Genomic DNA, 14,935 nt, shown 5'->3' on the forward strand with positions numbered 1-14,935 from the left:
CGAAATACTCCAGTCAGCGCCCACACGAATTACTTGGTCAATTTGTTAAAGAGCGTTTGAGCCGTTGCTCAATCAAGGTGGCGTATTCTACATCGTCTCGCCGCCTTGTCAACCGTTTATTTCGAAGAAGAGAAACAACACTTAATCGAGATAAACCGTCACTTCCTAATCAAGATGAATCATTCTACAGCATTTTATCATCTTGTCAACCGTCGAACTGAACAAAAAATTTCAAATATTCAGTTTTTTCAAGCGGTTACTCTTCCTCTGCAGAGCTACTAAGTTGTGCTCCCCTCGAAAGAGATGCGCATTCTACAGAGACTGCCGCAGGTGTCAACGGTTCAACACAACTATTTTAGTTTATTCAATTCGGGGCGCATTAGAGGCGCCCCTACAATCGCTTCCGCTGCCGACCGCAACGCTGACAACTAGCTTACAGGCTAACCTTAATCGTACTCGCTGCCTTAACAGCCTTGTTTTTAGCTTCTTCTATAGTAGAAGCACTAGCCAAAGCCACTCCCATTCTCCTCCGACCTGCAAGCTCCGGTTTGCCAAACAGCCTTAACTGGACATCCTGTTCAGCAAGCGCGCTCTCTAACCCCGAAAACGAGACAGCTTTGGAGCTCCCTTCCGGCAAGATTACCGCTGATGCGGAAGGTCCCTGTTGACGGATAGCAGAAATCGGCAATCCAAGTATTGCTCTGGCATGCAAAGCGAACTCGGAAAGATCCTGGGATATTAAAGTAACGAGACCAGTGTCGTGGGGCCTTGGCGACACCTCGGAGAAATAGACATCATCTCCATCAACAAACAACTCCACCCCATAGACCCCGTATCCTCCGAGGTTCTCTGTGATTTTCAAGGCAATTTCGCGAGATCGTTCCAGCGCTGCAGGTGTCATAGGCTGAGGCTGCCAGGATTCACGATAATCCCCCTCCTCTTGGCGATGCCCAATTGGCTCACAAAAACTCACCCCACCAGAGTGCCTGACAGTGAGTAAAGTAATCTCATAATCAAACTTCACAAAGCCTTCAACAATAACCCTGCCCTTGCCTGCTCGCCCGCCGGTTTGCGCATACTCCCATGCAACATCAATCTGGTCTTCGCTGGTTATTGTGCTTTGCCCCTTCCCGGAAGAGCTGATCACAGGTTTAACGACTACCGGCAAACCAATGGCACCGACGGCATCCAGAAAATCCGCTTTGGTATCAACAAACCGGTAAGGCGAAGTTCTCACCCCCAGCTCTTCAGATGCCAGTCGCCGAATACCCTCTCTGTTCATTGTCAGGTGAGCGGCTCTAGCCGAGGGAATAACCTTGTACCCTTCCTGTTCAAGTGCAACCAACTCCGCTGTAGCAATGGCTTCAATTTCCGGAACGATGAGGTTGGGCTTTTCAAGCTCTACAATACGGCGGAGTGCCTTGGCATCCAGCATATCAATCACGTGACTGCGATGAGCCACCTGCATGGCAGGCGCATTGGGATAACGATCCGCAGCAATCACTTCGACCCCAAAACGCTGCAGCTCAATCGCCACTTCTTTACCCAACTCCCCTGAACCGCACAACAGCACTTTAAATGCGTTCGCCTTGAGTGGTGTACCCAGCGTTACCTTCCCAACATCGTTCAAACCAATTCCTCCAGAAGGGAGCTAAGCCCTATCAATCTATTTTTACGTTTCGTTAAAGAGCCACTTCCCGCTCTCGCTCTGCAACGTTTTCAAGTACAGCTTGGCGCTCACGGTTGGTCATTGATGTCCAGTGCAGAATTTCATCACCGGTTCGTTGGCAGCCTATGCATATATCCCGCTCATCGAGAGCGCATATGCTCACACAGGGCGAGCGAACTTTTTCCTCAGCGGCCATAACCAATTGACCTCAATCGTTTACAGGTTTGAAGGTTTTCACATAGCGGCTGGCATTGTGTACGTAGTGCGCGGCACTGAGCTCGAGCATCTTCTTTTGTTGCTCAGTCAGCTCACGCTTAATTTTGCCAGGAGCACCGATTACCAGAGACCCATCCGGAATAACCATTCCCTCCGGAACCAGTGTGTTCGCGCCGATGAGACAATGTTTACCAATTTTCGCACCGTTCAGTACAACTGCATTTATACCGATTAGTGAATAGTCCCCAACCTCACAGCCGTGCAACATGACCTTGTGGCCAACGGTTACACCTTTACCCAGAGTCAGAGGGGAACCCGGGTCAGTGTGGAGAACCGAACCATCCTGAATGTTGGTTTCCGGTCCGATGGTAATAGTCTCATTATCTCCACGTATTACAGCATTAAACCATACACTGCTTTTTTCATGGAGCTCTACGTTACCCACCACTGTCGCGTTTTCGGCAACAAACTGACCGCCGCCATTTAACTGAGGGGCTCGGCCATCCAATTCATAAAGCATTTCGTCATTCCTTATTGGTTTTGTGGCTTGAACAAATCTATCTCTGCATCGTATACCGCATTCAAAAACTCAACCAGAACCACTGCTGACAACCCCCAGATCTGATACCGCTCCCAGCGATAGCAGGGAACATGGATTGTTTGATTCTGAAAAGGTATCGCATCTGTACGCTCACGCTGATCTTCCAGAAAAAAGGATAGAGGTACGCTAAACACACTCTCGATTTCACCAGGATTGGGCTTCAACGGATACCCTTCTGGCACAACTCCTACATATGGGGTCACCAGTATTCCATGGCGTGACATGACCTGACTTAGTGGTGAAATTATCTCAACCCGATCGGGTGGCAGCCCAATTTCTTCATGGGTTTCTCGCAACGCCGTAGCTGCCAACGAGAAATCTTCCGCGTCACGCTTCCCCCCCGGATAGGCAACCTGACCACTATGAGTGCTCAAATTCTGCGAGCGCAACGTAAATATCATTTCCGGATTGCCAGGGTCATCTGTCACCGGCACAAGTATACCCGCTTCGGTATAGTTCAGATTGAGCTTCCGAGGCGCATAGTCGGTTAAGCGCTGAACAAGTAAATCACGCAATTCGGAACTCCCGAGAAAATCCGGTGTTGAAGGAGACAGCGACAGCTAAGATCATTAAGCTGGGCACTCTATTACTTCCAGTATACGGGGAAAAACATGAAGTACTGCAGTACATGCGGCCATCTGGTAATGCAACGCGTTCCTGAGGGAGACAACCGTCCCCGCTATGTGTGTGTTAACTGCAGCACAATACACTACCAAAACCCCCGCATCATTGCGGGCACTGTTCCGGTGTGGGAAGGCAAAATCCTGCTTTGCCGGCGTGCCATAGAACCTCGCTATGGATACTGGACTCTCCCGGCCGGCTATATGGAAAATGGCGAAACAACCGTTGAGGCAGCGGAGCGTGAAACGCAAGAGGAGGCATTGGCTGAAGTCGATATTGATGCCCTGTATTCGATTGTCGACGTACCGCATATAAATCAGGTACACATGTTTTATAGGGCCACCCTCAAAAACGGACACTATGGAGCAGGTGAGGAATCTCTTGAAGCCCATCTGTTTGCTGTGGATGAGATCCCTTGGGACGAGATTTCCTTCCCCACAGTGCGCAAGACTCTGGAGCTTTTTCTGGAAGACCTTAAAAACGAGTCTTTCGGCGTACACATTCGTGATATTCGCCGCCCGATAGCAGCGACTCGAAGCAAAGACGACTTATAGTTCTTCCATCCGATACACCTCATAAGCAGGCTCCTCATAAGGATGAGCTTGCTTCAACGTCGCGACTGCTCTGCTGACAAGTTCATCAGTGCAAACAAGTTCAACCTTGAACTCATCCACAACCTCCAACTCTCCACTCTGCCCCAGAAACGGAGTGCTACCTTCAAGAGGGCGAAACTGCCCCTGCCCGCGACATTGCCAAGCGCAGGAATCGTAATCGCCAATGCGCCCCACCCCAATGTCAAACAGTGCTTGCTTGGTTTTTTCCAAATGAGTTTCGGGTACGAAATAGCAGATTTTATACATAGAGCCTCTCCAGAACGGGTATTTTTTGTACAGATTAATAGCTTAGCCACTTACCCACAGATTCTGTGGATAACTCTGGGGAAAAATTTGGGGTACATGCCCATAAACCCCGTATTTACTGACCTCGAGTTAAATTGGCGACAAAATCACCCATTTAACTAACCCCCTATTTTTCAACAAGTTACCAGCAGCGAACAAAAACTGAACCGGTATACGCTATATTGCTCATAGAACACACAGAGTATAAGGCGCAATGTGCATAAACATTATGAGTCAAGGGGTATTTATCCAATATGACCACTTTTTTCTCTTGAAAAACCCGAAAACACGACTCTTCAGCCACAAAAAAACCGACTTTTGAAAAGTGCCATTTCAGGACTCTCAAAAGCCGGTTTCTTCAACGCTTCGTTCTTCTAGCCAAACCAGCGCCGAGCGTTACGGAACATCCGAATCCAGGAACCATCTTCCTGCCAATCTGCAGGGCGCCATGAGTGCTGAACAGCGCGAAACACACGCTCAGGATGAGGCATCATGATTGTGATGCGGCCATCGCGGGTTGTAGCCCCGGCAATGCCGTCCTGCGAACCATTAGGGTTATAGGGGTAACGCATTGTTGCCTGGCCCCGATTGTCCACAAAACGCATTGCTACGCGCTCACTTTCCGCCAGCTCAGCCGCTGAGGCACTTCCGGAAAACTCTACCCTCCCCTCCCCATGCGCAACAGCAATGGGCATGCGAGATCCAGCCATATCCTCAAGGAAAGCTGAAGGTGACGACATCACTTCAACCATCGACAGACGAGCCTCAAACTGTTCCGACTGGTTACGAACAAAACGCGGCCAGCCTTCACTGCCAGGAATCAGCTCGTGCAAGTTAGACAGCATCTGACACCCATTACACACACCAAGCGCAAGAGTGTCCTGGCGGTTAAAGAACGCAGCAAACTGGTCACGAACCCGGTCATTAAACAAAATTGACTTGGCCCATCCTTCACCGGCCCCAAGCACATCCCCGTATGAGAACCCGCCGCAGGCCACAAGGCTGTTGAACGTTTCCAGATTCACACGCCCCGACAGAAGATCACTCATGTGTACGTCGACAGATTCAAAACCGGCACGGTCAAATGCTGCTGCCATCTCAACCTGCCCATTGACGCCTTGCTCACGCAAAACCGCAACTTTGGGTCGAGCCCCTTTGTTGATGTAAGGCGCAGCGACATTATCATTTACATCGTAAGTGAGCTTTACATGCAGCCCCGGATCGTCTGCGTCCAGCAGGTTATCGAACTCTTCCTGCGCACAGTCCGCATTGTCCCTCAATGACTGAATACGATAGCTGGTTTCTGACCATAGGCGCTGAAGCTCTGTTCGGCAATCGTCCGAAACCATTGCCCCTTCCAAAAGCAAACGCAGGCGATCCTGATCGTTCAGTGTGCCGATTACGCTGGCATGGTCGCCCAAGCCGGCAGCTGAAAACTGCTGGAGTATTTCTTCGGTGTCAGCTCTACGCACCTGAATAACCGCACCCAGCTCTTCATTAAACACCTCGCGAGCAATCTGGCTGGCATCATCCACCAAACCATCCAGCCTGAGATCCACACCGGTCCGCCCAGCGAAACACATCTCGGCAACCGTCACGAATAAACCACCGTCAGAACGGTCATGGTAGGCCAGCAGCTTGCTGTCGGAATTCAACCCCTGAATCACAGCAAAGAATGCTTTGATATCTTCGGGATCATCCAGGTCAGGTGCTACAGCGCCAACCTGGCGATAGACCTGAGCCAAAGCCGACCCTCCCAGTCGATTCTGGCCAGCGGACAGATCTACGAGAATCAGATCCGTATCGCCCACATCCGTTATTAACTGCGGCGTCAGGGTCTGTGAAACGTCTGTTACTGGCGCAAAACCACTGACAACCAAAGACAAAGGTGCAGTAACACTTTTCTGTTCGCCGCTATCCTCTTCCCAGACGGTCTTCATGGACATAGAGTCTTTTCCGACGGGGATAGTAATCCCCAGTGCCGGGCATAACTCCATACCAACGGCGCGAACTGTTTCGTAAAGGTTTTCGTCCTCTCCGGGGTGGCCGGCGGCTGCCATCCAGTTAGCAGACAGGCGAATATCAGAAAGCTTTCCTATGGCTGCTGCGGCTAGATTCGTAATTGCCTCGCCCACAGCCATCCGGCCAGACGCTGGCGCATCGATGGTTGCGATTGGCGTACGCTCACCCATTGCCATAGCCTCGCCGGCTACAACATCAAAGGAACTTGCAGTCACCGCTACATCACTAACCGGCACCTGCCATGGGCCAACCATCTGATCCCTTGCCACAAGCCCGGTGATCGTACGATCGCCGATGGTAATCAGGAAGCTCTTGGACCCGACGGAGGGCAGACGTAACACTCTGCGAATGGCATCATTCAGGTCGATTTTTGTTGAGTCAAAGATCGGCTTGCTAAACGATGCCCTGGTAATGCTCCGGTGCATGCGGGGCGGCTTGCCAAACAGCACATCCATCGGCAGGTCAACAGGCTTGTCGTTAAAGTAGGAATCGCTCAGTTCGAGATGATGAGCCTCGGTTGCCTCACCAATTACCGCGTACGGGCAACGTTCGCGGCGACAAAGGGCATCAAAAAGCTCCAGATTTTCAGGAGCCACAGCCATGACGTAGCGCTCCTGAGACTCGTTGCACCAGATCTCCAGTGGCGACATGCCTGGCTCATCGCTGGGAATATCCCGTAATTCGAACTTGCCACCGCGGCCACCATCCTTCACCAGCTCGGGCATAGCGTTAGAAAGGCCGCCTGCGCCAACATCGTGGATGAAGCACAAAGGGTTCTCATCACCCATCTGCCAGCAACGGTCAATTACTTCCTGGCAGCGGCGCTCCATTTCAGGGTTGTCGCGCTGAACGGAAGCAAAATCAAGATTTTCATTACTGGACCCGGAATCCATTGACGAAGCTGCGCTGCCACCCAGACCGATAAGCATGGAGGGCCCACCCAGAACAATGAGCTTGGCCCCAACTGGAATCTCGCCTTTTTCAACATGTTCCGCCCGAATATTACCAAGCCCACCCGCAATCATAATCGGCTTATGGTAACCACGGACTTCATCGCCAGCAGGGCCGGCAACTTCTTCCTCAAAGGTACGGAAATAGCCGGCTATATTAGGGCGACCAAATTCATTGTTAAAAGCGGCACCACCTATGGGCCCTTCAATCATGATATCCAGAGCAGAAGCAATTCGCTCTGGCTTGCCGTAGCTGATTTCCCAAGGCTGCGGGTCTTCTGGCAAATTGAGGTTAGAAACGGTGAAACCGGTTAGCCCGGCTTTCGGCTTGGAACCACGGCCAGTTGCGCCCTCATCGCGGATTTCCCCGCCGGAACCTGTGGCTGCACCTGCCGAAGGTGCGATCGCTGTCGGGTGGTTGTGGGTTTCCACCTTCATCAGAATGTGAATATCTTCCTGGTTGTAACCGTAAACTCCGGTTTCAGGATCCGGGAAAAAGCGCCCGCCGCGACTACCCTGAATAACAGAGGCGTTGTCGCTATATGCAGACAGCACTCCTTCGCTATTCATATCGAAGGTATTACGAATCATCGCAAACAGGGATTTTTCCTGGCCTTCCCCGTCTATATCCCAAGAGGCATTGAATATCTTGTGGCGGCAATGCTCGGAGTTTGCCTGAGCAAACATCATCAACTCAACATCGGTCGGGTCCCGCTCAAGGCCTAAGAACGACTTCACCAGATAATCAATTTCGTCATCGGCCAAGGCAAGACCAAGGCGCCTGTTGGCATCCACTAATGCCGCTCGGCCGCCAGCCAGCACAGAAACGCGCTCCAGGGGACGCGGTTCTTCATGATTGAATAGTAACTGGGCACCGCCCATTTCATGGAAGACTTTCTGGGTCATACGGTCGTGCAGCAAGGCTGCAACTTTCTCGCGTTGATCCAGCCCAAGCTTTTTGCTCGACTTTACGTAAAAAGCCGTACCACGCTCGATACGCTGAATCTGGCGCAAACCGCAATTACGCGCAATATCTGTCGCTTTACTGGACCAGGGCGACAAAGTCCCTGGCCGAGGCACTACAAGGAAAAGCACACCATCTGGCTCTTCAGCCGGCACGCTGGGGCCATAGGTCAGTAGCCGGTCCAGGATGGCCTGCTCGGAATCAGAAAGGGCGCCCTCCAGATCCACAAAGTGCATAAATTCGGCATAAACATGCTCAACCTCAGGCACAACAGCCTGAATTCTCGCGTGGAGTTTATGTGAACGAAATGGTGAAAGCGCGGGTGCGCCGCGAAGTTCAAGCATGATATCAACCTGTATCGCGCGAAACGGGGAAGTCCGGGTGCATTCTGAGAAGGCGCATATGATACTCGAAACCTCTGCCGGGATACAGCGCCAGAAAGGTTATTCCCTTCGAGCGCATTTGACATTGTTTTGCACAACTTTTAGCCAACCCGATTGACCCCTTTAGCTGCAGAAGAGATCATTGGGTAGTGGACAAGGAGACCACTCGCAACAAGACACAGGATGCTGCTAACCATTTTGCTTGCATGCATCCCGATGATCCAGCGGCTATGGAGACCAGGGACTTGCCAAGATTTGTGACTGTATACAATGCAGCGGCGGCTAACACATTGTTCCTCGCCTGTACGCTTGCCTTGGCTCTGCTCACGCTCTCCGGATGCAGTCAGCCAAGCACGCTGCAGGAGATCCGCAATGAGGGTGTACTGCACGTTATAACGCGGGTCGCACCCTCTATCTACTACGAAAGCCGCGAAGGCCCAACAGGTTATGACTACGAGCTGGCTAAACTTTTTGCCGAAGAGCTAGGGGTCGAACTCCGTCTCAGGATTGCCGAAGACAACACCGAAGTACTTTCCGTACTTTCCCGGGATTTTGCTCATATCGGTCTCGCGGGGCTTTCGGCCCAGCCCCAGTTCGAAACCCAGTACAAGGTGCTGCCTACAGGTATCGAAGCCCAATCGATCGTTGTTTACAATAAAGATGTAGCGCGCCCTGAGGCCCCGGCTGATCTGGCTGGCCAGCAGTTACACCTGGTACCCGACAGCAATCATGAGCAACAACTGCAAGCCCTTACAGAGATAGCATCCGGCATCTCCTGGCAGGTTCACCCAGGCTTGGATGCTGCGGGCATTCTTGCTCGTGTGGAAACAGGTGAGCTCTCCTTCGCAGTAGTCTCTTCCAATGAGCTCGAACTCAACCACGTTTTTTTCCCACACGTAAAACAGGCTTTTGCTCTTGGCGAGACCAGCGAACTCGCATGGTTATTGCCGGGAAAGCAGGACGACTCTCTTATAAGAGCGGCGAAAGCGTTTATTAAGAAAATGCAGGCAAACGGCACCATCGCTCAGCTTTCCGAACGGTTTTATGGCCATCTGGATCACTTGAACTATGTGGGTGCACGCACATTTATGCACCATGTAGAAAATCGCCTGCCAACCTACGAGGCCCTGTTCAGGGATAAAGCTTCCACATTCAGCCTGGACTGGCGCCTGCTCGCTGCCATTGGCTACCAAGAGTCGCACTGGCGCCCCAATGCAGTTTCCCCGACGGGCGTTCGCGGGCTGATGATGCTGACACGCAACACAGCGAACTACATTGGCATCAACAACCGGCTGGACGCAGAAGAAAGCATTCAGGGCGGCGCCAAGTATTTCCGCATGGTGCACGGCAGGATTCCCGAGCGCATTGCAGAACCCGATCGAACCTGGTTTGCCTTGGCATCCTATAACGTGGGCTATGGCCATCTGGAAGATGCCCGCAGGCTCACCGAAGGTGCCGGAAAAAACCCGGACCGATGGATGGACGTTAAAGAGTTTCTACCCCTACTCGCCCAGAAAGAATGGTACAAAAAAACACGCTATGGATATGCCCGTGGCCACGAACCTGTCCTCTACGTTCAAAACATTCGCCGGTACTACGATGTACTCGCACGAATGATGGAGCCAACGGAGAGTTTGGCTACGTCAACTGAACCGTTTGTGGGCCTGGAGCAGCCTGTTGATGGAAACTCCGAGGTTGAGCAACCTGAAGATACGGCGAATATGAGAGCCGGCCTGCCCCCGGAGCTGGGAATGATACCGCCAACCCTCTAACTTATAAGTCGACGTCGGGTACCTCTTTGGATTCAAGCACCCTCTCTATCTGATTCGCTGCAAACCCTCTACGCGCAAAAAAACGAGCCTGTCGCACCTTTTCATCCCAATCGTTACTCAAATCCGACACACCGAAACGCTTTTCCCTGAGCAAAAGCGCATTCCGAATCCAGTCGGTGTCGGAAACTTCAATCAGGCAGGCCGGTAACCGTTGAATCCCGCGCTGTTGAAGCTCTGCCTGAATCTTCAACAACCCATACCCCAAGTCCATTCGCTGCCGTGAGTACACCTCCGCAAATCGGTTGTCATCCAGCCAGCCTTCGCCTTCATAATCATCCAGAACCATTGAGATAATCGAGTTTTCAATCTTGCGCTGCCTTAATTTCAGCACCATCTCCAGGCGACTGTGCTCACGGCGAGCGAGCAACCTTAATGCCGTCGAACGCGCTTTGTACTCTTGGTCATCGCTATTTTCCTGTTTTGCCATTCAGCCCTTCCCGCAAACGCCCACAAAACGCTAGACTAGCCCCGGTTTTGTATTATCGGCCCAGGTTTTTGGTCCCTGCACCGAAACTTCCGACACAAAGTATCCGGCGCTCTGAGCACACATCAAACAGCGCCGATGGCCGGTGCTGGCTTACTTTGCCCGACACCGTAGACTGGTTTCAATCCCTAAGGATATCTTCATGGCTGCTTTCCTCCAGAAACTATTTAAATCGCGCAAACCCACCACATCAGCTCGCAAAGCGCCGGATCGCTCTCAGCCACAGGCGGAGCCAGCAGAGGATAAGCGCGCAGAATTGCGGGAAGAACAGCTGCAGGTGTTGCAAGCCTCCCCATCTGAGGATATCGCGGCAAACCTCGCCACCGAGGGCGCCACTGCAGATATCCGGCTCACCGCTGCCAATCTGCTCCAGGATGCAGGCTTCTTACAGCGCGTCCAAAAGCAGGCCAAAGGCCGCGACAAAGGCGTTTACCAATTGGTACGACAAAAACTACAGGCTATCCGGGAGGAACAAGCCCGTAAGGATGCAGTGTCAGAAACCATCGCTACGCTGATCCATAATATCCGCGACCAGGCAAAAAGCGACGATACCAATCTCTTTGAAGCACGTTTGGAGGCGATTCTCAGCCAGTGGGTAAAGGTAGAAGCCAGTGCAACACCCGACCAACTCAGCGCGTTTCTTGAGTCCGTACACCTGTGCAAGGAGCGCTTGGCAGACCAAAAAGCCGCTCAGGAAGCGGAAAAACACGAGCTTGAACAGCGACTGCAACGTAACGAAACCCTGGAGCTGATAGCGCAAACCCTGAATGATCTGCGCCAGCAGCCCCCAGGGACACTCGCCTCGCTTGCCTCACTGGATGCTCTTCAGAAAACCCAGGAAAATCGTTGGCTGGAGGCTACCCGTGAGACTCAGGTTGAGAAACAGCAACAAAAATCCTACGAAAGCTCGATGATGGCATTGCGCAACTATACCAATGCAGTCCGCCATATAGCCCAGGCGAAAGAATCCCTGCTTGCAATCTCGTCGATAGACTTGCAAAACGCGACGCCTGAAGAGCAAAAGCATGCCTCAGACCTATTGAGCGAAATTGGCTGGCCCGAAGGCTTCCCTGCTCCGGAATTACTGGAGCCCGCGCGCAAGTTGGCCGGAAAACCCAAAGCCCCTGCAAAAAGCACTGAAAACCGCGAGCAGCAGCAGGTTTACTCAGAAAGCCTCAAAGTAACCCTGGACCAGCTGGAGCAAGCCTTGGAAGCAAAGCAGCTCAAGAACTCCCGGGATCTGCTGAAAACTGCACAACAGCATTTGAAATCGCTCGATCACCGCCACAGTAAAAACTTTCAGGCTCGGGTACAGCTACTTACCGGCCAGCTCAGGGAACTGACGGACTGGCAAGGGTTTGCTACCGAACCCAAGCAGATTGCTCTCTGTGAACAGATGGAATATCTGGCAGAGCAGTCCATGGAACCGGAAGCAAAATCCGAGCGCATCAAGGAACTTCAGAAAGAATGGCGGGAACTGGGCGGATCCTCAGACCGCACTTTATGGGCTCGCTTCAAGCAAGCTTCTGATAAAGCCTACGAACCTTGTAAAGCCTACTTCAGAGCTAAGTCAGACCTGAAACAGGCGAACTTGGAAAAGCGTAAAACAATCTGCGCTGAAATGGATCATTTTGTTAATAACGCAGACTGGTCCAACGTTGACTGGAAAGCTGTCGAGCACATTCTCCAGACCGCCCGCCAGGAATGGAAGTCTGCTTGGCCGGTGGAGTTTCGGGACAACCGGCAAGTACAAAAGCAATTCGATGACCTACTCAAACAACTTGAAGCTCCCATTGAGCAAGAGCGCCAGAAGAACGAAGGCCTGAAGCAGGCTATCGTTGAACAGGCACAGGCATTAATAGTACACGAGCCTTTGCAGGAAGCCATGAACAAGGCAAAGGCCTTGCAGTCAGACTGGAAATCTGTCGGCATTACACGCCACCGGGAAGACCGCAAACTATGGCAAGCATTCCGCAAAGCCTGCGACGAAATTTTTGCCCGCCGAGAGGCTGAGCGCTCGGAACAGAAACACGCGACAAAAGAGGCCGACTCAGCAGCTGGAGCAACGCTACAACAGATTTCGAGTGTTGACTCTGATCAGGAAGAACAGATGTTGGAACAGGCCATCTCTGCTCTCCACCGGCTGGATGTCGAGAAGGTGTCACCACAAGTCAGAGACCGAATTCAATCAGAGAAGAAGCGGCTGAGCCAAGCTGTTGCAGCACGAAAACTCAAAGCAGGTATCGCGGAATGGCAGGGCCTCGTGCTAGCTGGCACTGAAGGCGATTTAGCCCCTGGCGACCTGCCAGATAACTGGTCTGTGCTTGGAGAAGGCGTGAGCGCTCTGGATGCCCGGGAGATCGTTATTCGCGCAGAAATACTCGCTGGCCTACCCTCTCCTGAAGATGAGCAGAAAAAACGCATGGAAATTCAAGTACAGCGACTCGCCGAAGGCATGGGGTCTTCAGAAAAAGTGGATGGCGCCCTGCAGAGCGTGGAAGGCCTGGTCGCCGGTTGGTGCCTCAAAGCATCTGGTGAAAACAAAGATACGGCGCTGGCAATGCGCTTGAACAAAGCACTGGACAACCTGGTCGCAAACTGAGTTTCGACCCTTATTCCCGCTGATGTTCCCTGACGAAATCCCTGGCACTTTTTACCGAGGCCAGGGATTTTTCTTTCATTCCCCTAAGCTCTTCATCCGCCAAGTAGAACATCATGTCGATGGTGTGCCTGTAATACCTCGAAGGTAACCTGTTCAAGGCAACACACATAACGTCGGTTAGGTAATCTACCGTGTCCCCCGGCTCTCTCGTTGTCTCTATAGCTTCCATTACCAAACGTTCGTAAAAGTTGTCGATAGCATTACTGAAAGACATAGCGCTGTACCTCCTTACCCCACTTGGGAGCATAAAAACACTCGACACCACCCTTAAACATAGAACCTGGAACCTCACCTGTCACTGTGCCTGAGCAATTTCGCCAACCCGATTGGCAGGTCGAGTCATTACCTACACGGCTACCAAACGGCTATGGTGAGCAATCTTGAAAGTTAAACCCCAAGCAACAAACACCAGAGGACAAGCAATGACCACCGAGGCGTATATCTTCGATGCGGTCCGCACTCCCAGAGGGCGTGGAAAGAAAGACGGATCACTGCACAGTGTAAAACCCATTACATTACTGACTACTGTGCTCAATGCGCTGCAAGAGAGAAACAGCCTTGATACCGCTCAGGTAGACGATATTGTTCTCGGCTGTGTTACTGCCGTTGGTGATCAAGGTGCAGATATCGCCAAGACAGCAGCACTCGCGGCTGACTGGGACGAGAAAGTCGCTGGCGTTACCCTCAACCGTTTCTGCGCATCTGGCCTTGAGGCCGTTAACCTGGCAGCCATGAAAGTCCGTTCCGGCTGGGAAGACCTGGTTGTTGCGGGTGGCGTGGAGTCTATGTCCCGCATCCCTATGGGCTCTGATGGCGGTGCCTGGGCTATGGACCCGCAAACCAACATGCATACCGGCTTCATGCCACAAGGCATAGGTGCAGACCTAATCGCCACACTGGATGGTTTCAGCCGTGAAGACGTCGACGGCTTCGCCGTCAAGTCCCAGCAAAAAGCTGCGAACGCCTGGAAGAACGGCTACTTTGCCAAGTCTATCGTTCCTGTTACTGACCAAAATGGTGTGGTAATCCTCGATCGCGATGAACACGTTCGCGGTGACACCACCATTGAGTCTCTTTCCGGCCTCAGACCTTCTTTCCAGATGATGGGTGAAATGGGTTTCAACAGCGTGGCTCGTGAAAAATATCACTATGTAGAGACCATCAATCACGTGCACCACGCCGGTAACTCTTCTGGCATGGTAGATGGCGCAACTGGCCTACTAATCGGCAGTGAAGCCAAAGGTAAAGCCTTGGGTCTGAAACCCCGCGCCCGCATCGTTGCCACTGCTGTCACCAGCACAGACCCCACCATCATGTTGACCGGTCCTGCTCCGGCATCGCTGAAAGCGCTTGAGAAGGCAGGCATGACGGTTGACCAGATCGACCTCTTTGAAGTTAACGAAGCCTTTGCCTCCGTGGTAATGCGCTTCCAGAAGGAACTCTCGGTTCCGGACGAAAAAGTGAATGTTAACGGCGGCGCAATCGCCATGGGTCACCCTCTCGGCGCTACTGGCGCAATGATAGTGGGCACTCTGCTGGACGAACTGGAGCGTCGTGATTTGCGCTTTGGTCTGGCGACGCTATGCGTCGGCGGCGGCATGGGCATAGCCACCATCATTGAGCGGGTCTGAA

At 52.3% G+C, this 14,935-nt stretch carries 13 protein-coding genes; 5 read left to right on the top strand and 8 right to left on the bottom strand.

Going from position 1 to position 14,935, the window contains the following annotated elements:
• The coding region (locus tag CDH47_RS17625; RefSeq protein WP_205077628.1) for a hypothetical protein at positions 1-221 on the top strand (221 nt) is incomplete at its 5' end.
• Positions 222-433: 212 nt separating this feature from the next.
• Here CDH47_RS17625 and purT read toward each other — a convergent pair.
• Genes purT through CDH47_RS16760 form a run of 4 tightly spaced genes read right to left on the bottom strand, consistent with a single transcriptional unit; the run spans position 434 to position 3,001 of the window.
• Positions 434-1,630, bottom strand: coding sequence for a formate-dependent phosphoribosylglycinamide formyltransferase (gene purT / locus CDH47_RS16745; RefSeq protein WP_100641407.1), 1,197 nt, complete (start codon positions 1,628-1,630; stop codon positions 434-436).
• A gap of 52 nt (positions 1,631-1,682) precedes the next feature.
• Positions 1,683-1,865, bottom strand: coding sequence for a DUF1289 domain-containing protein (locus CDH47_RS16750; protein ID WP_100641409.1), 183 nt, complete (start codon positions 1,863-1,865; stop codon positions 1,683-1,685).
• 12 nt (positions 1,866-1,877) lie between these two features.
• Positions 1,878-2,405 (bottom strand): gamma carbonic anhydrase family protein, encoded by a 528-nt coding sequence (locus tag CDH47_RS16755; protein ID WP_100641411.1) that lies wholly within the window; start codon positions 2,403-2,405, stop codon positions 1,878-1,880.
• An 11-nt stretch (positions 2,406-2,416) separates the two neighbouring features.
• The gene (locus CDH47_RS16760; protein ID WP_100641413.1) at positions 2,417-3,001 is read right to left on the bottom strand and encodes a CoA pyrophosphatase; all 585 of its coding nucleotides are present in this window, start codon (positions 2,999-3,001) and stop codon (positions 2,417-2,419) included.
• A 96-nt stretch (positions 3,002-3,097) separates the two neighbouring features.
• Here CDH47_RS16760 and CDH47_RS16765 point away from each other — a divergent pair, with 96 nt between their 5' ends.
• Entirely contained in the window at positions 3,098-3,661 is a 564-nt protein-coding gene (locus CDH47_RS16765) for an NUDIX hydrolase (protein WP_100641415.1), read from the top strand.
• Here CDH47_RS16765 and CDH47_RS16770 read toward each other — a convergent pair.
• A complete protein-coding gene (locus CDH47_RS16770) occupies positions 3,656-3,967 on the bottom strand; it encodes a YqfO family protein (RefSeq protein ID WP_100641417.1) in 312 nt (103 codons plus the stop codon). The two genes, CDH47_RS16765 and CDH47_RS16770, sit on opposite strands and share 6 nt — an antisense overlap.
• 413 nt (positions 3,968-4,380) lie before the next feature.
• On the bottom strand, positions 4,381-8,286 hold the full coding sequence (gene purL, locus CDH47_RS16775; RefSeq protein ID WP_100641419.1) for a phosphoribosylformylglycinamidine synthase: 3,906 nt from the start codon (positions 8,284-8,286) through the stop codon (positions 4,381-4,383).
• A 269-nt stretch (positions 8,287-8,555) separates the two neighbouring features.
• Here purL and mltF point away from each other — a divergent pair, with 269 nt between their 5' ends.
• Positions 8,556-10,097, top strand: a complete 1,542-nt coding sequence (gene mltF / locus CDH47_RS16780; RefSeq protein WP_100641464.1) for a membrane-bound lytic murein transglycosylase MltF — start codon at positions 8,556-8,558, stop codon at positions 10,095-10,097.
• Between the two features lies 1 nt (position 10,098).
• On the opposite strand, the gene CDH47_RS16785 is transcribed toward mltF, so the two are convergent.
• Positions 10,099-10,584, bottom strand: a complete 486-nt coding sequence (locus CDH47_RS16785) for a regulatory protein RecX (protein WP_100641421.1) — start codon at positions 10,582-10,584, stop codon at positions 10,099-10,101.
• Between the two features lie 199 nt (positions 10,585-10,783).
• On the opposite strand from CDH47_RS16785, the gene CDH47_RS16790 reads away from it, so the two are divergent.
• The gene (locus CDH47_RS16790) at positions 10,784-13,243 is read left to right on the top strand and encodes a DUF349 domain-containing protein (protein ID WP_100641422.1); all 2,460 of its coding nucleotides are present in this window, start codon (positions 10,784-10,786) and stop codon (positions 13,241-13,243) included.
• A gap of 10 nt (positions 13,244-13,253) precedes the next feature.
• Here the strand turns inward: CDH47_RS16790 and CDH47_RS16795 are convergent, their stop codons facing one another.
• Entirely contained in the window at positions 13,254-13,517 is a 264-nt protein-coding gene (locus CDH47_RS16795; protein ID WP_100641424.1) for a late competence development ComFB family protein, read from the bottom strand.
• 208 nt (positions 13,518-13,725) lie between these two features.
• On the opposite strand from CDH47_RS16795, the gene CDH47_RS16800 reads away from it, so the two are divergent.
• A complete protein-coding gene (locus tag CDH47_RS16800; protein ID WP_100641426.1) occupies positions 13,726-14,934 on the top strand; it encodes an acetyl-CoA C-acetyltransferase in 1,209 nt (402 codons plus the stop codon).
• The last annotated feature ends 1 nt before the right edge of the window (position 14,935 follow it).

The organism is Marinobacter salexigens, from assembly GCF_002806945.1.
Classification (GTDB): Bacteria; Pseudomonadota; Gammaproteobacteria; order Pseudomonadales; family Oleiphilaceae; genus Marinobacter; species Marinobacter salexigens.

Coding starts and splice junctions, on each gene's coding strand:
- purL (WP_100641419.1), bottom strand. CDS start 8,286: ATGCTTGAACTTCGCGGCGCACCCGCGCTTTCACCATTTCGTTCACAT.
- CDH47_RS16790 (WP_100641422.1), top strand. CDS start 10,784: ATGGCTGCTTTCCTCCAGAAACTATTTAAATCGCGCAAACCCACCACA.
- CDH47_RS16750 (WP_100641409.1), bottom strand. CDS start 1,865: ATGGCCGCTGAGGAAAAAGTTCGCTCGCCCTGTGTGAGCATATGCGCT.
- CDH47_RS16770 (WP_100641417.1), bottom strand. CDS start 3,967: ATGTATAAAATCTGCTATTTCGTACCCGAAACTCATTTGGAAAAAACC.
- CDH47_RS16755 (WP_100641411.1), bottom strand. CDS start 2,405: ATGCTTTATGAATTGGATGGCCGAGCCCCTCAGTTAAATGGCGGCGGT.
- CDH47_RS16785 (WP_100641421.1), bottom strand. CDS start 10,584: ATGGCAAAACAGGAAAATAGCGATGACCAAGAGTACAAAGCGCGTTCG.
- CDH47_RS16795 (WP_100641424.1), bottom strand. CDS start 13,517: ATGTCTTTCAGTAATGCTATCGACAACTTTTACGAACGTTTGGTAATG.
- CDH47_RS16765 (WP_100641415.1), top strand. CDS start 3,098: ATGAAGTACTGCAGTACATGCGGCCATCTGGTAATGCAACGCGTTCCT.
- CDH47_RS16800 (WP_100641426.1), top strand. CDS start 13,726: ATGACCACCGAGGCGTATATCTTCGATGCGGTCCGCACTCCCAGAGGG.
- mltF (WP_100641464.1), top strand. CDS start 8,556: ATGGAGACCAGGGACTTGCCAAGATTTGTGACTGTATACAATGCAGCG.